The organism is Microbispora amethystogenes (assembly GCF_016863015.1).
In the GTDB taxonomy this organism is placed as follows: domain Bacteria; phylum Actinomycetota; class Actinomycetes; order Streptosporangiales; family Streptosporangiaceae; genus Microbispora; species Microbispora amethystogenes.
Genome location: NZ_BOOB01000004.1, coordinates 158,180 through 180,840 on the forward strand (window position 1 = coordinate 158,180; position 22,661 = coordinate 180,840).

18 protein-coding genes are annotated in these 22,661 nt (G+C 72.2%); 6 read left to right on the forward strand and 12 right to left on the reverse strand.

Annotation, left to right across the window (positions count from 1 at the left end; all coding sequences use genetic code 11):
- Window positions 1-41: 41 nt before the first annotated feature.
- Both Mam01_RS03830 and Mam01_RS03835 read right to left on the reverse strand, forming a co-directional pair.
- On the reverse strand, window positions 42-719 hold the full coding sequence (locus Mam01_RS03830; protein ID WP_239101016.1) for a DUF5941 domain-containing protein: 678 nt from the start codon (window positions 717-719) through the stop codon (window positions 42-44).
- Between the two features lie 100 nt (window positions 720-819).
- Complete coding sequence (locus tag Mam01_RS03835; RefSeq protein WP_239101017.1) at window positions 820-2,385, reverse strand: CDP-alcohol phosphatidyltransferase family protein; 1,566 nt, start codon at window positions 2,383-2,385, stop codon at window positions 820-822.
- Window positions 2,386-2,555: 170 nt separating this feature from the next.
- On the opposite strand from Mam01_RS03835, the gene Mam01_RS03840 reads away from it, so the two are divergent.
- The 3 genes from Mam01_RS03840 to Mam01_RS03850 are packed head-to-tail and all read left to right on the forward strand — an operon-like array spanning window position 2,556 to window position 6,531.
- Window positions 2,556-3,962 carry a bifunctional cytidylyltransferase/SDR family oxidoreductase gene (locus Mam01_RS03840; protein ID WP_204284087.1) on the forward strand — a complete coding sequence of 469 codons (1,407 nt, stop codon included), beginning with the start codon at window positions 2,556-2,558 and terminating at the stop codon, window positions 3,960-3,962.
- Window positions 3,963-3,996: 34 nt separating this feature from the next.
- Window positions 3,997-5,874 (forward strand): CDP-glycerol glycerophosphotransferase family protein, encoded by a 1,878-nt coding sequence (locus Mam01_RS03845; protein ID WP_204284088.1) that lies wholly within the window; start codon window positions 3,997-3,999, stop codon window positions 5,872-5,874.
- A gap of 42 nt (window positions 5,875-5,916) precedes the next feature.
- Window positions 5,917-6,531: a Uma2 family endonuclease gene (locus Mam01_RS03850; protein WP_204284089.1), complete on the forward strand. Its 615-nt coding sequence runs from the start codon at window positions 5,917-5,919 to the stop codon at window positions 6,529-6,531.
- Here Mam01_RS03850 and Mam01_RS03855 read toward each other — a convergent pair.
- Complete coding sequence (locus Mam01_RS03855) at window positions 6,508-7,566, reverse strand: glycosyltransferase family 2 protein (protein ID WP_204284090.1); 1,059 nt, start codon at window positions 7,564-7,566, stop codon at window positions 6,508-6,510. The genes Mam01_RS03850 and Mam01_RS03855 overlap by 24 nt on opposite strands.
- A 54-nt stretch (window positions 7,567-7,620) precedes the next feature.
- On the opposite strand from Mam01_RS03855, the gene Mam01_RS03860 reads away from it, so the two are divergent.
- The gene (locus Mam01_RS03860; protein WP_204284091.1) at window positions 7,621-9,135 is read left to right on the forward strand and encodes an LCP family protein; all 1,515 of its coding nucleotides are present in this window, start codon (window positions 7,621-7,623) and stop codon (window positions 9,133-9,135) included.
- Window positions 9,136-9,366: 231 nt separating this feature from the next.
- Entirely contained in the window at window positions 9,367-9,609 is a 243-nt protein-coding gene (locus Mam01_RS03865) for a hypothetical protein (RefSeq protein ID WP_204284092.1), read from the forward strand.
- Between the two features lie 79 nt (window positions 9,610-9,688).
- On the opposite strand, the gene Mam01_RS03870 is transcribed toward Mam01_RS03865, so the two are convergent.
- The 5 genes from Mam01_RS03870 to fxsA form a co-directional block, all read right to left on the reverse strand.
- A complete protein-coding gene (locus Mam01_RS03870) occupies window positions 9,689-11,017 on the reverse strand; it encodes an HEXXH motif domain-containing protein (protein ID WP_204284093.1) in 1,329 nt (442 codons plus the stop codon).
- Window positions 11,014-12,183, reverse strand: a complete 1,170-nt coding sequence (locus Mam01_RS03875) for an FxsB family cyclophane-forming radical SAM/SPASM peptide maturase (RefSeq protein WP_239101018.1) — start codon at window positions 12,181-12,183, stop codon at window positions 11,014-11,016. The genes Mam01_RS03870 and Mam01_RS03875 overlap by 4 nt, the downstream gene beginning before the upstream one ends.
- 78 nt (window positions 12,184-12,261) lie before the next feature.
- Window positions 12,262-13,908, reverse strand: a complete 1,647-nt coding sequence (locus tag Mam01_RS03880; protein WP_204284095.1) for an nSTAND1 domain-containing NTPase — start codon at window positions 13,906-13,908, stop codon at window positions 12,262-12,264.
- A complete protein-coding gene (locus Mam01_RS03885) occupies window positions 13,905-14,786 on the reverse strand; it encodes an SIR2 family NAD-dependent protein deacylase (RefSeq protein ID WP_204284096.1) in 882 nt (293 codons plus the stop codon). The genes Mam01_RS03880 and Mam01_RS03885 overlap by 4 nt, the downstream gene beginning before the upstream one ends.
- 114 nt (window positions 14,787-14,900) lie before the next feature.
- The gene (gene fxsA / locus Mam01_RS03890; RefSeq protein ID WP_204284097.1) at window positions 14,901-15,068 is read right to left on the reverse strand and encodes an FxSxx-COOH cyclophane-containing RiPP peptide; all 168 of its coding nucleotides are present in this window, start codon (window positions 15,066-15,068) and stop codon (window positions 14,901-14,903) included.
- Between the two features lie 185 nt (window positions 15,069-15,253).
- Here fxsA and fxsT point away from each other — a divergent pair, with 185 nt between their 5' ends.
- On the forward strand, window positions 15,254-17,749 hold the full coding sequence (gene fxsT / locus Mam01_RS03895; RefSeq protein WP_204284098.1) for an FxSxx-COOH system tetratricopeptide repeat protein: 2,496 nt from the start codon (window positions 15,254-15,256) through the stop codon (window positions 17,747-17,749).
- A gap of 16 nt (window positions 17,750-17,765) precedes the next feature.
- On the opposite strand, the gene Mam01_RS03900 is transcribed toward fxsT, so the two are convergent.
- The 4 genes from Mam01_RS03900 to Mam01_RS03915 all read right to left on the reverse strand — a co-directional run bounded on the left by Mam01_RS03900 (window position 17,766) and on the right by Mam01_RS03915 (window position 22,644).
- Window positions 17,766-19,070: an AbrB family transcriptional regulator gene (locus tag Mam01_RS03900; protein ID WP_275408894.1), complete on the reverse strand. Its 1,305-nt coding sequence runs from the start codon at window positions 19,068-19,070 to the stop codon at window positions 17,766-17,768.
- Between the two features lie 249 nt (window positions 19,071-19,319).
- Window positions 19,320-20,267: a WD40 repeat domain-containing protein gene (locus tag Mam01_RS03905; protein WP_204284100.1), complete on the reverse strand. Its 948-nt coding sequence runs from the start codon at window positions 20,265-20,267 to the stop codon at window positions 19,320-19,322.
- A gap of 55 nt (window positions 20,268-20,322) precedes the next feature.
- Window positions 20,323-21,462: a winged helix DNA-binding domain-containing protein gene (locus Mam01_RS03910; protein ID WP_204284101.1), complete on the reverse strand. Its 1,140-nt coding sequence runs from the start codon at window positions 21,460-21,462 to the stop codon at window positions 20,323-20,325.
- Between the two features lie 48 nt (window positions 21,463-21,510).
- Window positions 21,511-22,644 carry a methyltransferase domain-containing protein gene (locus tag Mam01_RS03915; RefSeq protein WP_204284102.1) on the reverse strand — a complete coding sequence of 378 codons (1,134 nt, stop codon included), beginning with the start codon at window positions 22,642-22,644 and terminating at the stop codon, window positions 21,511-21,513.
- Window positions 22,645-22,661: the final 17 nt, after the last annotated feature.

Below are 22,661 nucleotides of genomic sequence, written 5' to 3' on the forward strand. Positions count from 1 at the left end.
GGCCCGGGGCCGCACTTGGGTAATCCGCCGTTGGTCTGACGTTAATCCTGGGGAGCCGGTTCCACCGCCTGGTCGGGCGTGCGGGGGGCGGCCAGCCAGCAGGTCAGGCTCTCCCAGCCGAACAGTCCCCACAGGTAGAGCGCGAGCAGGACGAACGCGGGAGCCACCATATCCAGCAGTCCGGCCAGGGCGACGACCAGCATCCGGCCGTCCCAGCCGAGCCCGGCCGTGGCCAGCCACGGCGGCGGATACACGTGCTGACGCACCCGGTAGACGATGTCGTAGTGGTGGAAGGCCATCGCGCCGAGCAGCGCGAAGGTGATCACGGGCGGCACCGAGCGGGCGAACCCGGCCGAGGCGACGAAGCCGTACTCCGTGATGCGCAGGATCGGGGGCGCCAGCCAGTCGAGCCGCCCGTCGTGCCGGTGCGCGCTGCCCGCCCCGGCGAGCAGCAGGGCGATCGCGGGCGCGAAGACCGCGAAGTCGTCCGCCCCGGCGATGCCGAGGACCAGCAGCACGGCGGTCACGAACGCCCCGGCGAGCGCGGGCGGCAGGGGCGGCAGCTGCCCGGCGACGAGCAGCCCCATCGCCCGCGACAGCGGGCCGTCGTCGCGCTGGGCGACCACGACGCTGCGCGGCACGGGGGTCATGTGGACGGAGATCACGTCGGAGCCCTCCCGAGCGGCGTCGTGGGCGGCGTCATTACCGGGACGACTCATGCCACCTCCTCGCCTTCGGCTCGGAGTCCGGTCGTGCCGGAGGCACGCGACTCGGCACCTCGCCAGGCGCTGTGTTCACTGATTCGCTCGCTACGCTCGCTCATGCGAAGGACCTCGCCATCCGCCCGGCGGCCGTGTAGACCAGCGCCACCCCGCCCCAGCCGAGCAGCGCGAGGAACGTCACCCGCGCGTCGAACAGCGCCGCCGTGACGCAGATCAGGGCGGTCCGCTCCCCGATCGGCAGGACGATCATCTTCTTCAGCCAGTAGGCCACACCCCGGTCGAGCCGCCGCGACAGCGCCAGCACCGACCCGGTGCCCGAGGCCGCGGCCGCCGCCGGAGCTTCGTCCCAGGGCACCGCCATCGAACGCGGGGCCGCCGCCCGCAGGCTCGCCGCCCGCGCCCGGTCCGCCAGCGATCCGGCGTACGCGAAGTCGACCATGTGCCGGATCGTCTGCAGAATCAGCGCGGCCACGGCCAGGGCCCAGATCTGCCAGGACCCCTCCGGGCCGGAGGTGTACCCGAGCACCAGCCCGACGTAGACCACGTACTCCTTGATCCGGTCGCAGATGGCGTCGAGCCAGCCGCCGAGCGGGGAGAACCGGCGCGTGTACCGCGCGACCTGGCCGTCCAGGCAGTCGAGCACGAACGACAGATAGAGCGCGACGGCCCCCACGACGAGCCCCGCCCGGTGCCCGTCGGAGAACCAGACGGCGGCGATGAGCGCGAACGCGACCGAGACGCCGGTGATCGAGTTGGGCGTCAGGCCGAGCCGTACGGCCGGCCGGATCAGGTGGCGGGACCACGAGCTGACGCAGAAGGTCGTGAAGAAGCCGTCTCCGCTCTTCACGGCGGCCTCCAGGCGGGCCCGCGGCTCGTCGACGTCGGCGAGCTCGCGCACCGCCCGCTCGGCGGCCGGGCGGGTCGCGACCCGCCCGCAGTGCAGCGCGCCCGGCGTGACGGCGTGCACCGGGACGCCCGCCCGGGCGAGCCCGGTGAGCAGCAGCTCGGGCACCTCGGTGTCGCCCACCCGCCCGAGGTGGCGGCGCTGGGCGAGGTCGGCCAGCTCCTCGGCCAGGTCGGCGAGCCCGGCGAGGTGTGCCTCCCCGACCTGCAGGACGCCGCGGAAGGTGCCGTTGGCCCACTCGACCTCGTGGAAGGAGGTGCCCGCCGACACGACGCGGCCCCACTCCGTCCGCACGGGCGGCCGCAGCGGGGCGGGGTCGCCGCTGGCGACGATCGCGCCGGTCGGGCGGGCGGGATGTTCGAGCAGCAGGGCCAGCGCGTCGGTGTGCGCGACGACGTCGGCGGCCAGCACGGCCACCGGGGAGGTCGAGGCGCGGGCCGCCTTGGCCACGATCCGCAGGTCCTCGGCGAGGCCGTCGCTCACGCAGATCTGGTGCCGCGGACCGCTCTCGATCTCCCGTTCCGGCCCGCCCGCCGGACCCGGCCGCCGCCCGCCCGCGGCCTGCGGCCCCGGACCGCCCGCCGCGATCTGTCTTCGCTCGCCCTCCCAGCCGTCCTGGCTTCTCACCACGACCACCACCTCGCGGACCGGCAGGGTGAGCAGCTGGGCGACGAGCCGCTCCAGGAGGCTGCCCTCCGACCGGGCGCCGTCGGAGCAGGGCAGCCCGGCGGCCGGCGAGGTCGCGAGGACGACCGCCACCGTCTGTGTGTCCCGTACCGTACCGGGCTTGCTCGGATCCGCCCCCATATGGAAACCCGTTTCACGTCGGCCGCACGTGCTCACCTCGCAAAGTAACCGAGTGATCACTAGGTGGCAATCACCTTCTGCGGCTTCCGGCACGGGTATGGTCTGCTGTCGGGGAGGACATCATGATCGCGGAATCGCGTCTGCGCAGGGTGGGGGTCGTGCTGGCCGGCGGCGTCGGCCAGCGCGTGGGGCTGAACACACCGAAACAGCTTCTGAAGATCGCCGGAAAGACGATCCTGGAGCACACCCTCGACGTGTTCGACGGCCATCCGGAGATCGACGAGGTGATCGTCCTGATGACCCCCGGCTTCGTCCCGGACGCCGAGGAGCTCGTCAGGCGGAACGGCTACACGAAGGTCTCCCGGGTGCTCGAAGGAGGCGCGAGCCGTACCGAGACGACCTGGCGGGCCCTGTCCGCGCTGGGCGAGCGGGAGTGCGACGTGCTGCTGCACGACGCGGTCCGGCCGCTGATCGAGCCGCGCGTCATCAGCGAGTGCGTGGCGGCCCTCGGCCGCTACGAGGCGGTCGAGGTGGCGATCCCGTCCTCCGACACGATCGTCGTGGCCGCCCCCGGCCCGCGCGGCGAGATCATCCGCGACATCCCCGACCGCTCCCGGCTGCGCCGCGGGCAGACCCCGCAGTGCTTCCGGCTGTCGGTGATCCGGGCTGCGTACGAGCGCGCCCTGGCCGACCCCGAGTTCCCCTCCCTGCCGACGACCGACGACTGCGGCGTGGTGCTGCGCTACCTGCCCGACGTGCCGATCTACATCGTGCCCGGCAGCGAGCGCAACATGAAGGTCACCCACCCGGTCGACGTCTATCTGGCCGACAAGCTCTTCCAGCTCGCCGAGAACACCGCTCCCGCGCTGACCGACGAGCAGTACCGCGCCGGACTGGAGGGCCGCACGCTCGTCGTCTTCGGCGGCAGCTACGGCATCGGCGCGGACATCGTCACGCTCGCCCGGGGCTACGGCGCGAGCGTCCACTCCTTCTCCCGCAGCGAGAACGGCGTGCGTGTCGAGGACGCCGCCGCCGTCGAGGACGCCCTGGCCCGCGTGTACGCCGCGACCGGCCGGATCGACCACGTCGTCAACACGGCGGGCGTGCTGCACATGGGCAGGCTCGGCGAGGCCGGGCAGCACACGATCGAGGAGACCATCGGCGTCAACTACCTCGGCCCGGTCAACATCGCCCGCGCCTCGGTGAAATACCTGATGGAAACCCACGGCCACCTGCTGCTCTACACGTCCTCGTCCTACACGCGCGGCCGGGCCGACTACAGCCTGTACTCCTCCACCAAGGCCGCCGTCGTCAACCTCACCCAGGCACTCGCCGACGAGTGGGCCTGCCAGGGTGTCCGCGTCAACTGCGTCAACCCCGAGCGCACCGCCACCCCCATGCGGCTGCGCGCGTTCGGCGACGAACCCGCCGGAACGCTTCTCTCCCCCGCCGCCGTCGCCCGCACCAGCCTCGACGTGCTGCTGTCCCGCCTCACGGGACAGGTCGTGGACGTGCGGCTCAGCCGATGACCGCAACCACGTACGGAGGGACGGGCGCTCGCCCATGGGGGGAAACATCAGGGGGCGCACGGCCTCCGAGGCGCGGCTCACGCCGCTCGCACGCCGCCTGGCCCTGGTCGCCGGAAGGCGCCGGGGCCTGCGGAGGCTTGCCGGGGGCCACAGAGGGCTGCTCACCGCGCTGACGCTCGCGTCGTACCCGGCCCTGCTCGCGGCGGCCGTCTGGCCGCTGCCCGCGACCTTCGCGGTGCTGGCGCCGCTGTCGTACGCCGCGGAGGCGGCGCTGCCCGGCCGGGCGGCGGCGGCGCTCAGCCGGGCCCATCTGGGAGCCACGGTCCGCTTCCTGGCGCGGGAGACCGCCGCCGTGGTGCTGCTGGCGCGGATGGCGCCGGGACGGCCGTGGTGGTACGCCGCGCTGGCGACGGGGTTGTTCCTGTTCCACGGCGTGCGGGCCGCGCAGACCTGGCTCGCCTGCCGGCTCGACCGCGTCCACCACCAGATGCCGGTGGTGACGCGCAACATCCGTCTGACCGCGCCGCCGATCCCGCCGGCGCCGCCCCGCGCGCTGCTCGCCTGGCGCGGCACCCGCCCGCTCTACCTCGACGCGCTGGCGATCGTGCCGGCGGCGGCCCTGACGCCGTCCGGTCTCGGCTGGGTGGGTGCCGCGGGCGCCGCCGCGGCCGTGGCGCTGGAGGCCGTCGTCACCGCCACGCTGCTGGTCCACACCCGTCGGGCCGCCCACCTGGGCGACCGGCGGCGCGTCCTGTCGGCCGTGGACGAGTGGGTGGCCGCCTACCGGCCCGAGGTCGTCATGTACTTCTCCGGCCCGGCCACGGCCGCGTACCAGGCCACGATGTGGCTGGGCACGCTGGAGCGGATCAGGCCGAGGACGCTGGTGGTGCTGCGCGAGCGGTCGCTCGCCACGGCCCTCGGCCCGACGACGCTGCCGGTGGTGTGCATCCCCTCGTCGGTGGACCTCATGAACTTCCGCGCGCTGGACGGCGTCCGCGTCGCGCTGTTTCCCGCCAACGTCGGCAACAACATCCACATGCTGCGGGTGCCGGGCGTCCGCAGCGTGTTCATCGGCCACGGCGACAGCGACAAGGAGGCGTCGTTCAATCCGTACACGAAGGTGTACGACGAGGTCTGGGTGGCCGGGCCCGCCGGGCGCGACCGTTACCTGCGCGCCCAGGTGGGCGTGCGGGACGAGGCCGTCGAGGAGGTGGGCCGCCCGCAGCTCGCCGGGATCCGGCGCACCGGCCCGCACACGGAGGGCACGGCGCCGTACCAGACCATCCTGTACGCCCCGACGTGGGAGGGGTGGAGCGACGACGTGTTCCACAGCTCGCTCGTCGCGATGGGGCCCGCCATCGTGCGCGCGCTGCTGGAGCAGCCGGTGCGGGTGATCTACAAGCCCCACCCGCTGACCGGCCACCGGTCCCCGGCGGCCCGTACGGCCCACCGGCGGATCATGGCGCTGCTGGGCGAGCGGGCGGGCATCCCCCACGTGGCCGTGACCGGCCGGGAGCCGTCGCTGTACGACTGCTTCAACGAGGCCGACGTGCTGATCTCCGACATCTCCAGCGTGGTGTCGGACTTCGTCGCCAGCGGCAAGCCGTACATCGTGACGAACGTGGCCGCCCTGTCAGAGGACCGCTTCCGCGAGCGCTACCCGGCCGCCGGGGCGGCCTACCTGCTCGGCCCCGACCTGGCGGAGCTGCCGGGCATCCTGCGCCGGCTGGACGCTCCAGGAGAGGACGAGAGGGCCGGCGCCCGCCGCGCCCTGCGGGGCTACCTGCTCGGCCCCGACCATCCGGACCCGCTGGCCCGCTTCGAGGACGCCGTACGGCGGGCCGCCGCCCGCGCCGAGGAACGCGCCCGCTTCCTCGGCCTCGAAGCCCTCGCCCCCTCCGCCCACGACTGAACACCACCTACGGAAGGCTTCCGGGTCACTACATTCAGTCACATGGATGTGAGCATCACGGACCCTGGGACACCCGCTCTGGCGCCAGCGCCCGGCCAGCCTCTCCCCAGGACACCTCGGGAGCTGTTCGACGCGCTGCCCCCACTGCCCGGCCTGCTGGTCGAAGTCATCGATGGACGACTGGTCGCACGCCGACGGGACGCTCTCGAACACGCATCGGCCGCGATGCTGTTGTTCGAGGCGTTCCTGCCGCTGCAGGACGAACGCCGATGGCAGGCGTGGACGGGAAACGTGGGCGTGTGCCTCGACGGGACACACGAACCGGTCATACCCGATCTCGTGCTCGCACCGCCGGACTGCCCGCAGTGGGAACGGCGTGAGCTGCTCTCATCGGGACTGATGCTGGTGGCCGAGGTGGTGTCGAAGGGAAGCGCGGAGGACGACCGGGGCAAGAAGCCCGAGATCTACGCGCGGGGCGGGGTCCCGGTGTTCCTGCTCGTGGATCCGCTGACGACGCCGGCGTCGGTCACGGTTTTCAGCGACCCGAAGGAGGGGCGGTACCAGGTGACCTCGACGGTGCCGTTCGGGCGGGAGATCCTCGTCCCCCACCCGATCGGCTACACGCTGGACACCTCAGTCTTCGAAAAGGTCGTCTAGGCTCGCCCGTTCCGGCTTGGGACGGGGCTTGCTGAGCTTCGGGGGGCTGGTCAGGAAGCCTGTCCCCCACGAGACGTGCATGGCCGCGTACACCACGGGGAGGCGTACGAGTGCGGCGGGCGGCAGGTGGCGGCCGGTGAGGACCGAGCCCGCGACGATCGCCGCGAGATAGCCCGCCGGGACGAGCAGGCCGGGCCAGAACACGGGCGAGATCACCAGGCCCAGCGCCATCGCCGCGACGGCGGCGGGCGGGGCGAGATAACGCAGGTTGATCGTGCCCTGGTGGGTGCGGGAGACGACCCGCCGCCAGCGGCCGTAGTGGAAGTACTGCTTGGCCAGGGCGCGCACGTTGGGCCGGGGCCGATACGTGACGCGCATCCTCGGCTGGAACCACACCAGCCCGCCGGTCTCCCGGATGCGGTGGTTCATCTCCCAGTCCTGCGCGCGCAGGAAGTGCTCGTCGTAGCCGCCCACCCGGTCGAGCGCGCTGCGGCGGAAGACACCCAGGTAGACGGTGTCGGCCGGGCCGGCCTCGCCACCCGTGTGGAACCGGGCGTTGCCCACGCCGATCTTCGAGGTCATGGCGCAGGCCACCGCCTGCTCGAACGGCGTGATCCCCTCGGCGGCCATGATGCCGCCGACGTTGTCGGCGCCGGTCTGCTCCAGCGTCTCGACCGCCGTACGGAGGTAGTCGCGGGGCAGGATCGCGTGCCCGTCCACCCGCGCGATGATCGGGTTGCGGGACGCGGCGATCGCGGCGTTCAGCGCGTTGGGCGTGCGGCCCGTGGGGTTCGGCACGACGACGACGCGGCGGTCCTCGGCCGCGATGGCGTCGGCCACCTCCTGGGTGCGGTCGTGGGACGGGCCCACACTGATGACCACCTCGAGCGGGCCCTCGTAGTCCTGTTCGAGGACCTGCCGGACGGCGTCGCGCAGGTGCCGCTCCTCGTTCAGCACCGGCATGATCACCGATACCGGCGGCCAGTTCCGCGCGGGATTCTGGCTCGACTGTCGCGAGTCGGGAAAGGGCTTCATGGCGGCGCTCACGCTACTGTACGGAGGGGTGGAGACGGCAACCGGAGGACGGGAATGCCCGGCGAGGATCAGGAGGACTCCGGCGTCCGCATAGGGGGCGACGGGTACGGCGGAGTGCGGCTGGCGCCGCAGCGCGCCCGCCGCCGCGGGACCAACCTCCGATCCCTGGTCATCTCGGGCGCGCTCTCCGGAATCGTGCTGGTCGGCTCGGGTGTGCTGTGGACGGTGCCCAACTTCGCCTCCGGCCGCATCCGGTCCGTGGAGGCGGGCACGAGCGAGACCACGTCGCGGGGCGCGATGAACATCCTGCTCGTCGGCGTGGACAAGCGCGACGACCTGAGCAGGCGCCAGCAGGTCCAGCTCCACCTCGGCCGCGACGTCGGCGAGCGCACCGACACGATGATGGTGCTCCACCTGTCGGAGGACCACAGCAGGGTCACCGTCGTCAGCCTGCCGAGGGACACCTGGACGACGATCCCCGGCAAGGGCGACCACAAGATCAACTCTGCGTACCAGTTCGGCGGGCCGAAGCTGACCGTCAAGACGGTGGAGCAGGTGACCGGGCTGCGCATCAACCACTACGTCGAGGTGAACGTGCTCGGGTTCATCGGCGTGGTGGAGTCGCTCGGCGGCGTCACCGTCTGCACGCCGGTGGCCATCGACGACCCCAAGACGAAGCTCGACCTGCGGCCGGGGACGTACACCCTGGACGGGGTCAACGCGCTCGCGTACGCCCGCACCAGGGCGACGGCCCGGTCGGACCTCGACCGCATCGACCGGCAGCAGCAGGTCATCTCGGCGTTGCTCGACAAGGCCCTGAGCGGCGGCACGCTGGCCAACCCGGCCAAGCTGGCCGGGTTCCTCGACTCCACGTTCAGGACGATCACGGTGGACCCCGCCCTGCAGAAGGACCTGCTCGGCATGGTCAGCCAGTTCAGGGACGTCTCGACCGACGACGTGGCGTTCGCGACCGTGCCGCTGGCCGACGTGAACTACCGCTCGCCCACGGGCGAGTCGGCGGTGCTGTGGGACAAGCCGGCCGCCCGTGAGCTGTTCCGGCGGCTCGACGCCGACCAGCCCCTCGTGGAGCCGCCGGCGAAGGCGTCCGCGTCCGCGAAGCCGTCGGCGTCTCCATCGAGCAGCCCCGCGGCCTCGGCCTCGCCGGGGGCCCTGACCATCCCGCCCGCGCGGATCTCGGTCAAGGTGCTCAACGGCACGCTCATCCAAGGCCTCGGCGCGGCCACGAAGACCAAGCTCGTCGAGGCGGGGTTCATGGTGCCGTCGGCTCCCGGCGACACGGCCCGGCGCGACTTCGCGAACACGGTCGTCCGCTACCCGCCCGGCCGTGAGGACTCGGCCCGTACGGTGGCCGCCGCGATCCCGGGCGCCGAACTGCGCGAGCAGCCGGACGTGACCGGCATCGAGGTGGTCGTGGGCCAGAAGAACCACGACGTGAAGAAGGTGACCGTGACGGCGGCGCCCACGGCCTCCGCCGCGGGTTCCCCCGCCTCCGCGCCCGTGGCGACCCCCTCGGCCCGCACCGCGACCCAGAACATCTGCAAGAAGTAGCCCCGCCGGGCCCGGCGGCTCACTGAGAGCCAACTCAGAAAACGTCCGGTAGTGACGCACTCTCAGTTGGCATCAGTGCACAAGGTCGCCTTCGCCCTGCTCGCACCCTCCGGCGGAGGCCCAGGAAGTGCTTTCGCGGATGGCGGAGGAGTTCGCCCTGCTGGAGCCGAGCAGACGTACCGTCAGGAAACCTTCCCGACTTATCGTCTGCGGGCCGAAACAGTGGCCGCGATGTCTCGGGCGGTCGCCTATCGACGCCGGGGCGTGGACGGCACGGACCAGAAGATCATCGATCACGTTCGCGAGTACGGCTTCGTGACGAACCGCACCCTGCAGCGCCTCTTCGACGTCCAGGTGTACACCGCGCGTGACATGCTCGACGACCTGCGCGCACGTCAGATCCTGGAGAAGATCGGGGACGCGCGTGGCGGCACCGGGGTCAGGTACGGGCCAGGGCCCGCTTCTCCCCGCTGATCGGTCGCATCCCACCGGCCGGAGGATCACCCGGCGCATCGTCCGCCGACGACGTGGCCGGACGGCTGTCGCCGGTGGGTCAGGCGACCGGGGCCGCCGGGGCGGGAAGCGCGCCGTTGCGCTCGCGCCACGACGTGAGGTGCCGGTCGGCGGCCTCCCTGGCGATCGTCGCCGCGGCGGCCGGGACCGGCTCGCGGCGCCACTCGTCGAGCCGCCGCGCCATCCGGGCGACGAACCGCTCGCCGGGCGCGGTCAGGCTGCCGCTCGTGAGGAGGGTGCCCGACACCACGCGGGCCGCCTCACGCCACCGGGCGAACTCGGCCGCGGCGCTCACCGCGTCCGCACCGCTCTCGTGGTGCCGCTGCCGCCGCCAGAAGCCCGCGACGCCGAGGAACGCGTACGCGCCCTGCAGCAGGCCGCCGGCCGGCCGGGGGTCGTCGCGCCAGGGGGCGTAGTAGCGGGCGCCGTCGTCGGGCCGGGTGAGCGGCACGATGTCGAGCAGCGCGGACAGCTTGGCGTGCTGCGTCTCGTGGGCGAGCGTGACCGCCAGCGTCTGCGCGTCGGGGGGCGTGGACAGCGCGACGCAGCCGAACGTCTCCCGGGAGGTCGCGCTGGACAGGCCGCGCTCCGGCGGCGCGAGCGGGGTGAAGACGGTGATCGCCGCGGCGACCTCGTCGGCCACCCGGGGATGGTTGCGGGCCAGCAGGTCCCACGCCTCCTGGAGCACGCCCCGCCAGCGCTCCGCCTCCGGCTCGCTCAGACGGCCGCCCAGGTTGCCCGAGCCGGGCATCCGGTGCGGGTCGAGGTCGTCCACGAGCACCCGGAGCCGCCGGCCGTCGCTTTCGGCGGACAGCGACCGCAGGCCCGTCCATCCCGGCTCCGCTCCCCCGATCCGCACGGCGAGGCCGTCCACGCCGACCTCGGCTCCGCCGGGAGCGGAGTGGACGGTCGCGGTGGCGGTCCGGGCCGCGCTCTCGGCGGGCAGGGTGACCTGGCCCAGCGAGGGGAGCGTGACCACTCCGCCGGTCACCGGGACGTCGACCTCGCACGTCACACCGGCCCTGACCACCGCGGCGGCGGCGAGGGACGCGAACCGCTCGATCCCCTCGCCGGTGGCGACCGCGTGCCGGGCCCACGCCCCCACCGACGGATGGCGCAGCACCGCGGCCACCGCCTCGGGGTGGTGCGCCTGGACGGCCGCCAGCAGGTCGTAGGCGCGGCGCGCGGCGGCCCACCGCGCGTGCCCGGCCCGCCGCGCCGCGTCCAGCACTCCCCGTACGAGCAGCAGGTGCTTGCTGTACTGGGCCGCGACCAGGCGGCCGACCGCCGGGGCGCCCCCCGCGCCCCCGGCGAGTTCGTCGAACGCGTCGGCCGGGATCCGGTGCTCTGTCAGCTGCGGTGAGATCATCGAGGTTCCTTGGGACGGGCCGACAGGTCGGCCTGGACGGCGGCCCCGATCCGGCGGATGAGCGCCAGCAGGTCGGGACAGTAGACCGAGGGGTTCTGGAAACCGCTGCCGTGCCGATAGCGATGGGCGTAGAGGCCGCCGCCGCAGATCCCGCCGACCGGGCAGCCGGCGCATTCGGCGGCGAGCGCGAGCGCCCCGATCTGCCGGGCGGCGGTGCCGGGGAGCAGCAGCAGGTCGTCGAAGGAGTGCGTGGCCACGTGCAGGCCGGTGTTCCCCGCGCCCTCGTACGCCGACTTGAGCAGATCCGACTGCTCGATCTCTCCGTCGGTCTCGACGACCACCATGGCCGCCGGGGACAGGCCGACCTGCTCGGAGGCGGACCACCCGCCGAGCAGCAGATGGATGATCTCGCCGAACAGCCGCACGCGCGGAGCCCGGCCGGGCGCGGCGTACCAGCGGTCGAAGACCGCGCCGAGCCAGTCGGCGTACGGCGTGGCCGGCAGGCCGGCCGTACGGCCGGGCGGCGGGGCGGACCAGTTGCCGTGCGGCAGCAGGAAGTCGACGGCCGGCGGGCCGAAGCCGCACAGCGCCTCGTACGTCTCGGCGGGGTCGTTGCACAGGTCGACGGTGCACAGCAGCCCGCGGAACAGGTGCCGGAACGCCGGAGAGGTCAGCCGGGTGAGCGCCGCGGCGGTGCGGTCGTAGCTGCCGCGGCCGTCGGCGGTGCGGCGGACCCGGTCGTGCGCGTCACGGCTCCCGTCGAGGCTCACCCCGAGGCCGACGCCGAGCGCGTCGAAGACCCGCAGGTAGTCGTCGTCGAGAAGGGTGGCGTTGGTCTGCGCCAGGACGTCGACGCGGGCGGGCACCGCGGCCCGCAGGGTGCGGACCGCGTGCTCGATCTCCGCGGGCCCGGCCAGCAGCGGCTCACCGCCGTGCAGGACCACCTCCACCGACTCGACGCCGTGCGCCGTCACGTGCTCGGCGATCCGTGCGGCGGTCGCCGCGACGGTGTCGCGGCTCATCCGGCGGGGACGGCTCCGCCAGGTCTGGTCGGCCATCTCGTACACGTAGCAGTAGGAGCACGCCAGGTCGCAGCGGCTGTGGATCTTCAGGATGAACTGCCTGAACGGGGTGGGCCGCCAGCCGTCCGCCAGCAGCGCATCCACGTCGAGAGTCGACGGCCACTCGGGCACCGCGGATCAGCCTCCACGCTGGGGCTCCTAAGGGTGCCCAGCATAGTGAGATCACGCCGTCTGCCGGAGCATTTCCCTCGCCTGCTTGAGCAGGTCGGGCGGCAGGCGATCGAGCACGCCGGTCACCACCTGCGCGGCGGCCTTGGGGGTGCCCGCCCTGACCAGCGCCTCGGCGAGGGCAAGGTGAGCGGCCATGTCATTGGGCGCCCAGCTCAGCGCGGCGGTGATGCGCTCGATCGCCTTCACGTGGTCCCCCTGGCGCAGCCACAGCAGGCCGTCGGCCCGGAGCATCCGCGCCACGCCGTCGAACCGCTGGCGCTCGGCGTAGAGTTCGACCGCCTCCTCGCAGTATCGCCGCGCGGTCTCGTACTCGCCGTTCTCGACGGCCACCTCGGCGAGGATCTCGGCGGCCTCCGCCCGCACCCACGACTCGCCGAGGTCGGAGGCCCGCACCGCCTCGCCGGCGAGCCGCCGGGCCTGCTCCCACTTGCGGGTGGCCAGCGCGGCGCGGGCCGCCCGCAGGTACGCCTCCGGGGAGTCGGAGCGGGAGATCGGCCGGATGAGCCGGTCGTGGGCGAGCTCGTACCACCGGATGCCCCGCCGGTGTTCGGCGCGCAGGATGTGCCGGTCCTCCAGTGCCCGCGCCACCGCGTTGGGCATGCTGCGGGTCTGCTGCAGTCCCTCGTAGACCATGTTGCGGGTGCCGTGCTCGGTGACGAACGTGTTGCGCAACCAGAACTTGATCTCGCCCGGCGACATGTCGAACTCCTCGGCCACCTCGGCGACCATCCGTTTGCAGAAGTCGTACAGGAACTCCTCCACGTCGGCGTACGCGCGGGCGTGCCGTTCGGTGATCTCGGTGACGCCGGGCGGGAGCGACTCCCAGAGCGCCGCGCAGACGACCTGCAACTGGACCGGCTCGACGGTGTCCAGCATGACCTTCGACTCATGGCCGGCCTCGTCCACGATGACCGCCGTACGCAGGTCGTCCACGAGCAGTTCGGCGGCGGCGGGCGTGATCGTCCTGCCGGTGTGCCCGAGCGGCCGCGCCACCGCCTCACGGGCCGCCTCGGGGGTGAACGGCCGCAGGTGGAAGCGGGCCCGCGAGCCCTGCCCGAACGGCCGCTCGTACGGCAGGACGAGGAACAGGTACTCCTCCCGCAGCGAGAGCAGCAGGTGCAGCCCGGTGTGCTCCTGTACGGCGGTGGTCAGCTGGTCCAGCAGCTCGGTCCGGTCGCGTTCCCCGGCCGGCCCGCCCTGGAACATCTCCTCCGCCTGGTCGACGGCCGCGAGGATCGGCATCGGGTCGCCGTACTCGTCGGTGCGCTCGGGCCGGGCCCGCAGGAACTCCGTCACCGTCAGGCCGGCCGTCGTGCGCGGGTCCCGCTCGGGCGCCCAGCAGGACAGCAGCGCCGCCACGTACGGGTTGCCGCTGCTTTCCGGCGGCCGGGGCCGGGGATGGACCCTGGCGACCGGCAGCAGGTCGACCCGGCCGGGATCGAGCCGGGGCAGCACGCCCGCCTGGAGCAGCGACGTCTTGCCCACTCCGGACGCGCCGTAGAGGACGGTCAGCCCGGCCGCCTGCCACAGGGTGGCGATCTCCCGCGCCTCGCGGTCACGACCGTGGAACAGAGCGCTCTCGTCGCGCTGGTACGGGCGCAGCCCCACGTAGGGGCGGACAGGCGCGGTCTCCGTCATGTCGTCCTCATTCTGTCCAGCAGCTCCTGGAAGAAGTCCTCGGTGCTCCCTATGTAGATGGAGATGCTCCAGCCGTCGAGGTAGCGCTCCAGGTACTCCTGCGCCTTGCCCGCGGCGCCGGCGACCGTCCCGCTCAGCTCCGGCAGAAGCTGGACGCTGACGTGCCGCCGCCTCCGCGTGAGCGGAACGGGCCGGATGAGGCCGTGGAAGAGCACCCGGAAGTTCCAGTCCTGCAGGCTGTAGCCCACGAACAGCAGGGGCCTGGCGGTCATCGCGGCGAGCACGGGGGTGGGCAGCGGCTGCCGCACCCCGGAGGCGCGGGCGTCGACCATGTTGACCAGATATTCGAGGTAGTCGTCCTCGGTGAGCACGAGTGACGCGGGGTCGTCCCAATGACCGTGGAGGTGATAGACCAGCGGCCGCCGGGACGTCGGCTCCAGCGCTTCGATGTCGTCCGCTTTCGTGTCCCACCAGGTCGAGGTGTACGTCTCCGGCGACTTGGGCTCCGCTTCGGACCGCTGCAGCGCCTGCGTCATGAAATCGTCGTAGTTGGTGGTGATGAACGTCGTGATGGGAAATCGCGCGAGCACCGTGTGCGGATCGAGCGCATTCGTGGCCTCGCCGGCCGGATACCGCTTCAGATAATCGCAGATCTCGTGCTTGAGCTCGACATAGTCCCGGCCCAGAAGCGCGACGTACTGCATCACCCGGGCCAGGTTGCCCGAGTCGGCGAACGGATACCGATACTCGTGCGCGAAATGGCGGCTGAGTTCACCGCCGGTGGGCAGCCGCCCGAAACAGGAACCCGCACCGAGAAGCGGCGTGCAGTCACCCCTGCGGAGCTGCTTGATCAGCCGTTCCCAGTCCGCATCGTTCACACGTCATCCCGGGGGTCGCCGCAAAGTCACCAGTTAAGTCGATTATGACCCACGATGACGGCAACGGACCGGCGATTGATTTGCGGACGGGCCGGATTATCCCGGCCGGAATGCTCAAATAGCCGATTGAAAACCGGCGTAGGGAACAGAACCATCCTCTTCCAGCAGACGGCGCAGGGCCTCCGACAGTGCCGGATTGTCCACCTGTCCGAGTTCGGCCAGGCTGAGACCGGTCACATCGATCAGACCACCGCTGTACCCACCATCGGCCATGTCGCCCATGACGCTCCTCGTCCGACAAACAGTGGACCCCATCTTCCCCCACGCGCATGGCGAGGTGCCACCAGTCTGACTCCTTGACTCTTCAATCCACGAGGTGTGGCGCTCTAAGCTTTGTCCAAACCAATCGAGCCCCGGCAAGGGATGGCAGCGTGTCGGCTTCGCACTTTTCGTCGGACTCTGGCCGCATGCCCGTCATTTGGGGCAGAGTTCCCCAGCAGAACAAGAACTTCACCGGACGCAAGGACCTGCTCGACAAACTTCGCGCCGACCTCATGACCGAGACCACGGCCGCCGTCCTCCCCCATGCCCTGCACGGTCTCGGCGGCGTGGGCAAGACCCAGCTCGCGATGGAGTACGCCCACCGCTTCCGGCACGAGTACGACCTCGTGTGGTGGATCCCGGCCGACCAGCCCATGCTGGTCAAGTCGTCGCTCGCCGGGCTCGCCAGGGAGATGAAGCTGCCGAGCGCGGTCTCCGCGGGGATCGAGGACGCCGCCGAGGCCGTGCTGGACGCGCTGCGCCGGGGCGAGCCGTACGGCCGGTGGCTGCTCGTCTTCGACAACGCCGACGACCCCGAGCAGATCAACGACATCATCCCCCGGGGTCCCGGGCATGTGCTGATCACCTCCCGCAACCACAGCTGGCAGGGGGTGGTCGACACCGTCACCGTGGACGTCTTCCTGCGCGAGGAGAGCAAGGAGTTCCTGCTCCGCCGGGTGCGGCGAGGGCTGAGCGAGGAGCAGGCCGACCGGCTGGCCGACGCGCTCGGCGACCTCCCGCTCGCGCTGGAGCAGGCGGGCGCCTTCCAGGTCGAGTCGGGCATGTCCGTCGACGAGTACCTTCGGCTCCTGCGGGAGCAGACCACCCGGCTGCTGGGGATCAACAAGGCCTCCGACTATCCGCTGTCGATGACCGCGGCGTGGGCGCTGTCGGTGACACAGCTCAGGGGGAAGTCGCCCGAGGCCGTGGAGTTGCTGCGCTGCTGCGCCTTCTTCGGTCCCGAGCCGATCCCGCGCGACGTGTTCGAGCCCCTGCCGGAGCCGTTCGCCGCCCAGTCGCGGATGGCCGACCTGTTCGCCGACTCGATCCGGGTGAGCGGAGCCGTCCGCGAGCTCGGCCGGTACGCGCTGGTCCGCATCGACTCCGAGAGCCGCACCCTCCAGGTCCACCGGCTGGTCCAGGCGCTGCTGCGCGACGAGCTCGACGATCCCGAACGGGCCGCGTTCCGGCGGGAGGTACACCTGCTGCTCGCGGCCGCCGCCGCGCCGTACGAGGCGGACGACACCCAGTCCTGGCCGCGTTACGCCGGGCTGCTCGGCCATGTGGCCCCCGCCGACGTGGCGAGCAGTCATGATCCGCGCATCCGCTCCTTCGCCCTGAACATCGTCCGCTACCTCTACTCGTCCGGCGACTTCCTGTCGGCCCGGTCGCTGGTGGAGCGGTTCATCGAACGCTGGCGGGCCGACAGCGGCGAAGACGACCGGCACGTGTTGTCCGCCCACCGCCACCAGGCGATCGTCGTCAGAGAGCTGGGCGAGATCCAGGAGTCGTTCGACCTGAACCGGCGCGTGCTGGAGCGGATGCGGCACGTGCTCGGCGAGGACGACGGTGAGACGCTGCTGCTCACCAACAGCCACGGGGCCGACCTCCGCTTCCGCGGCGACTTCCAGGCGGCGCTGGAGCACGACAAGGAGTCGCTCCGCAGGCACGAGGCGGTCTTCGGCCCGTCCCACCGGCGGACCCTGCGGGCCATGAACAACCTGGCCCTCGACTACCTGCTGCTCGGCGACTACGCGACAGCGCTGGAGCTGCAGTCCAGGACGTTCACCCTGCAGAAGCGGTCGGGCTCCAGCAAGCAGAACGTGCTGGCCTCCTGGAACGGCCTGGCCCGGCTGCTGCGGCTCAACGGCGAGTACCGCCAGGCCTGCGACATCGGCGAGGACGCCTACGAGTACGGCGTGCAGGAGCTGGGCCGCGAGCATCCCTGGACGCTCCGGACCGCCAAGGACCTGTCGATCGCCAAGCGCCGGGCCGGCTACATCGAGGAGGCGCTGGAGCTGGCCCGCAGCACCTACGACCTGCAGGAGCGCATCTTCGAGGAGGTCGACCACCCCGACACCCTGGCCGCCGCCCTCTGTCTGGCCAACGCCCAGCGGGCCTACGGCGAGACCGGCGCGGCGCTCGAACTGCTGGAGGACATGACCACCCGCTATCCGCGCATGTACGGCGACGACCACCCGTTCAAGTACGGCTGCGACACCAACCTCGCGCTGCTGCTGCGGGTGAACGGTCAGGCGGAGCGGGCCAGGGACATGGACGCACGGGCGCTGAACGGATTCGACGGCCGCCTCACCCGGGACCACCACTTCTCCCTCACCTGCGCGATCAACCTCGCCAGCGACCTCGCCGCCCTGGGCGACGCCGAGGCGGCCAGTGAACTGGGCGAGGACACGCTGGCGCGGCTTCGCGCGCTCCTGGGCGAGAGCCACCCGCTGACCCTCGCCGCCGCCGCCAACCACGTGATCGACCTGCGGACGGTGGGAGACGCCGAGGCGGCGGACACGCTGCTGGCCGACACGCTGGAGCGGTACGTCGGGGTCCTCGGCCCCGAGCATCCGGACGCCGTGGCGTCCCGCGAGGGCCGCCGGCTCGACTTCGACTTCGACCCACCCGTCCTCTGACCCGGCGCCGCCGGCGTCACGGAGAGCCCGATCTCACCGAGGTGAGCCGCGCCCTCTGGGGCACGGGCGCGGGGGTCCCGGGAGCCCGCACGGGGCCGCGGATCACGGAGAGGGCGAACCGGACCAGCAGCGGCGCGAGCAGCGCCATCACGAAGAGCCTGAGGCTCTGCACGCCGGAGATGAGGGACACGTCGGCGTCGGTGACGACGGCGGTGGTCATCACGGCGTTGATCCCGCCGGGCGTGGTGGCCAGGTAGGCGTCGGAGAACGGGACGTCCAGGATCCGCGCCAGCACCGCCGCGATCACGGCGCATCCCCCGCTCACCACCGCCGTCAGGGCGAGCAGCACCGGCAGCAGCGACCGCACGCGGCGCAGCGTGTGCCGGGTGAAACGCAGGCCGACGTCGAGGCCGACCAGAGTGAACAGGGCCGTTCTCAGCGCACCCGCCGGGGCGTACGCCGGCGGCGCGTCCACCGGGACGATCTCCGTCAACGTGCCGGTCAGGGTGACCAGCGCCGTGCCCAGAACGGTGAGGAGCATCGGTCCGAGCAGCGCCGGGCACGGCAGCCGCGTCTTCGTGCCCAGGAACACGCCGAGGGCCGCGACGACCGCCAGCACCAGGAGCCCCGCCGCCTGATGGTCGCCCGTGACGAGCCGTCCCCACTCACGGGCGGTGGCCGGCGCCTCTCGCGCGCTCGTTCCGCCGGCCATCCAGTCGATGACCACGGGAGCGGTGGCCGCGACCAGGCCGACCCGTAAGTACTGCATGAACGCGACGAGCCGGGTGTCCGCGCCGAGGTCCTCGGCGGAGGCGACCACGGCGGAGGAGCCTCCCGCCACCATGCCCAGGGTCGCGCTCGCCCGGTCGACTCCGGCGCGGCGGGCGAGGATCGCCGCCGCGCCGACACCCAGGACGACGGCGGCTCCCGTGACGGTGGTGAGCGGCACCACGTCGCCCGCGGACTCCGCCAGGGCGTGCGGGTTCAGGTGCGTGCCCAGCAGGACTCCGAGAAGCGCCTGGGCCACCCGGTTCGCCCACCTCGGCGCCTTGTCGGGCATCACCCCGGCGAGTGCCAGGCAGAGACCCAGCGCCATCGGCACGAGCAGGTGCGGCGCGGGGATCCGCTGCCCTGCCAGTTCGGCCGCGAGGCCTCCCGCCGCGAGTGCGACCGGCCAGCGGAGCGCCCGTACGAGACGCGGACAGGACCGGGCCGTACGGCTCGCGCTCGGAAGGCTCGTGGAGAACGCGCCGGTCGCCGGACAGGGCAGATCACGAGAGCCGTCTGTCCGGATTGGAATGGATTGAGAACCGCTGAGCACCCTCAACGATGCGGCATCGCGGGCAAAGCCACCGTATGACCCGGCAATGCTCCGGTGTGGATTGCCCGCTCATATCGTCATCAGCGGGAGCCGTGAGGCCATAGTGGCAAACGGGAACGCCGATACGCCGGGCCTGTGACCAATCGCTCACGACCCGCCGCAGGCGCCGATCACGGTCAGCCGACGCCGCCGTGACAGGCCGTGGTCAGGGAGGTGCGGTTCCCGGAACCATGGTTCTGTGCGCCCCCGTCAGGTGGGGAGGACGTAGCCTCCCACGGAGGGCGGGATCAGGAAGGAGTCGATCCGCTTCAGCTTGTGCGTCGCGCGGTTCAACCGATACCAGGTGTGGAGCCTGCGCTCCTCGCCGCCGACCCGGCGGTCGGAGCGGGTCAGGACGTCGATGTGACCGGCCTTGTCCCAGCGCGTCCGCAGCGGGTTCTCCCCCGTACGGAGCCGGATGGGTATCGTGCTCTTCTTTCCGGTGGCGAGGTTGCGGGTGACGACCATGTTCCGGACGGTCTTGCCGGTCTTCGTCCACTTGGTGCCGGCCACGGTGACGCCGTCGGGGCCGAGGTCGCCGCGCATGTAGACGGATCGCCGCAGCTTCACCGACCACGTGCCGGTCGAGTAGAGCACCGCCGTACGGTTGTTGCCCGCCATCATCCGTCTGCCGTCGGGGCTGAAGTCCCAGGCCTGGTATCCCCTGGGCAGTGTGAAGACCTTCCCGGTGGTCGTGTCCGCGACCCGGTCGACCTCCCGTTCGGAGGCGTCGACGCCGAGCATGCTGACGTACCGCCCGCCCGGGGAAAGGATCAGCGAGTTCATCTGGAGGTCGTCCGGCCACGTCACCTTGGGGATCTCGCGCGCCCTGCCGGTGGCGGCCGTCCAGATCGTGAGCACGCCGTCCTTGCCGCTGAAATACGCCGCCCGGGCGCCGTCCTGGGAGACCGCGACGACGGCGGCGGCCACGTACTCGTCGTCGCCCACCGTCCTGCGCGCGCCCGGGAGTGCGACGACGCGGCCGTTGCTCAGCCACAGCTTCAACGGGCCGCACGGATGCCGGCCGCCGTCGCTCTGCAGGCAGGAGCTGAGCCCGGCGTAGCGGATGACCGGCTTGGCCGCCGCTGCCTCGGCATGGGGCGTGATCGTGAGAGGGGCGGCGGTCACGACCGCGGCCAGGAGTACCCGGTACGGCATTTCGGCATCTTCGCACACCCTCGCGGATGTTCGGGGGCAGACGGCAAGAGATCGCTCAGCCGGGGAGGACTCGCACCTCGGCGGCGGGCAGGTCGGCCCACCAGCGGTCATACGCGCGGTAGAGCCGGTGATCGCGGCCGACCAGGAACGCCGTCAGCGCCCGGGCCTCCTCCGCGAGCCCCTCCCATGCCTCGGCCGACAACGGGTGGAAGGCGGTCGCCTCGATGCCGCCCTCGACCTGGCGCCACACGCCCGCGACGTACCCGTCGACCAGGAGCGACGGCAGCACGTCACCGTTCGCCCTGATCACGAGCCTGCGGTAGTCCGGCGGGAGGACCCGGCTCCGGTCGGCGTACGCCAGCAGAACGCTGTCCCACATGGCCATCAGCCGGGGAGGGGCGGGGGTGTCGGCGGCGGGCCGCGGCGCGCCCGGCACGTCGTACAGCTCCGCGCCGCCGGGCCCCTCCAGCCGCTCCAGTACGGCGGAGAGCGCGCCCAGCGCGTCCCGGACCCTGGACCGCTGCACCAGGGCGAACTGCGCCACGTCCGCCACGGACGCGGGCCCGAACCCGTCCAGGTAGCGGTGGACCAACGTCTGCAGGTGCTTGTCCGACAGGTCCCTGTCGTACGGCGTCGGCGGTGTCCCCGACGCGACGTACGACGGCCGGGGGCCGAACGACCACGGCCCGCCCATCGGGGCGTGCAGCAGCGGCGCGAACGACCGCACCGCCCACCACACGCCCTGCGGCGGGACGTCGAGCCGTCCGGCGAGCCAGGCGTGGATTTCGGCGTTGGTGCGGGGCCGGTCCGCGAACTCCAGCAGGTCGGGAAGGAGGGCGTCGGCGTCGGCGGCCCCGAGACCGCTCTCCGTGAAGCGGCGGTCGCCCAGCCTCGCGCCGCGCAGCGTCGGCTGCATGGCGGTGTGCATGGGCGGATGATCGTCGGCGTGCACCACGTGCAGCGTGATCCGCATCAGCGTCGCCTTGACCAGCGCCTGACCGGCGAAGGCGACGTCGAGGTCGGCCGGGTCGAAGGCGGCGAGCCGGTTCCACAACGCGATGTACGGCGAGGCGGGCTGCTGGGCCTGGAGCGCGACCACGCGCCGGACCGCGTCGACGACACCGACGGGCTCCCGCCGCAGCAGCAGTTGCCGGGCGAGCGTGGCGCGGTTGAGGTCTTTTGCCGTGATTGTCATGGTGCGCAAGGACTCTAACGGAGGGCGGTGCTCGCGGTGGGGCGGCGGTCAGGCGATGACGGCCTTCCACCGGCCGCGCTCCAGCCGGATCGTGCCGTCAGGGCTGATCGTGACCCACGCCCCGTACAGGGGCAGGCTGCCGTCGGCGAGCCACTGATGGCGGATCCGGTCGAGGATGTCCCACAGGCGCCGCGGCCCGCCCTGGTGGACGAGCGGAACCTCGTCGCGCACGCCCTCGGCACGCGCCCAGGAGCCGTCCGCGTGGACCATCCACGCCGTACGCCGGCCGTCGTCACCTTCTTCGAACCAGTGCGAGATGCCCGGAGCGGTCACCTCCAGCATCGACCGGAGCTCCCACGCCTCGATCACCTCGACCATCGGGTATCGGCCGCGCCCGACGTCCTCGCCGTCCTGGTCGCGGATCTCCTCGAACCTGGCCAGGAGCCCGGGCGGATAGTCCTCGCCGTGCCGGGTCGTCATGAACCCCGCCCGGTCCCACTGCACCCGCCCGAAGGCGCCGCCGTCGTCCGTCCTGTCCGCGACAATGATGATCATGGTGTTCGCGATCGTCGTGACCAGGCGCCCGCCGGGACGCAGCGCCTCCAGCCAGCTCGCCGGGACCGGCCGTACGGACACCATGGCCGCGATCCGGTCGAACGTCCCCGGCAGGGGCCCGGTGGCGTCACAGGTGACGACCCGCGGGTGCAGGCCGATCGCGTCGAGCCGCTCGGTCGCGGCCGTGGTCAGGTAGGCGTCCAGGTCCACGCTCGTCACGTGCCGATCACCGAGCCGTCTGGTGAGCAGCGCGGCGCCGTACCCGGAGCCGACACCGACGTCGAGCACGTCGACGCCGTCCTGGATGTCGGCGTGCTGGTACATGCGCACGACCAGGCCGGGCATCGTCGAGGACGACGTCGGCAGCCCGCCCGGGTGATCCTCGCCCGTGGCGTGGTCGGCGTGCGACGACCCGACCCGGGTCACGAGCGACACGTCGGAGTAGGCCGCCTTCAGCCACTCCCGCTCGTCGGCCGGCCCGTCGCGCAGCGTCCAGAGCCCTTCGCGGTGCTCCCACCACCTCGGGACGAACAGCTGGCGCGGCGTGGTGGCCACCGGCCCGCGCCAGCGTGAGGCGGGCCGGGTGACGTCGGCGGCGAGCCGGGCGGCGTGCTGTTCCCAGGTCATCGTTCCCTCGTCGTGTC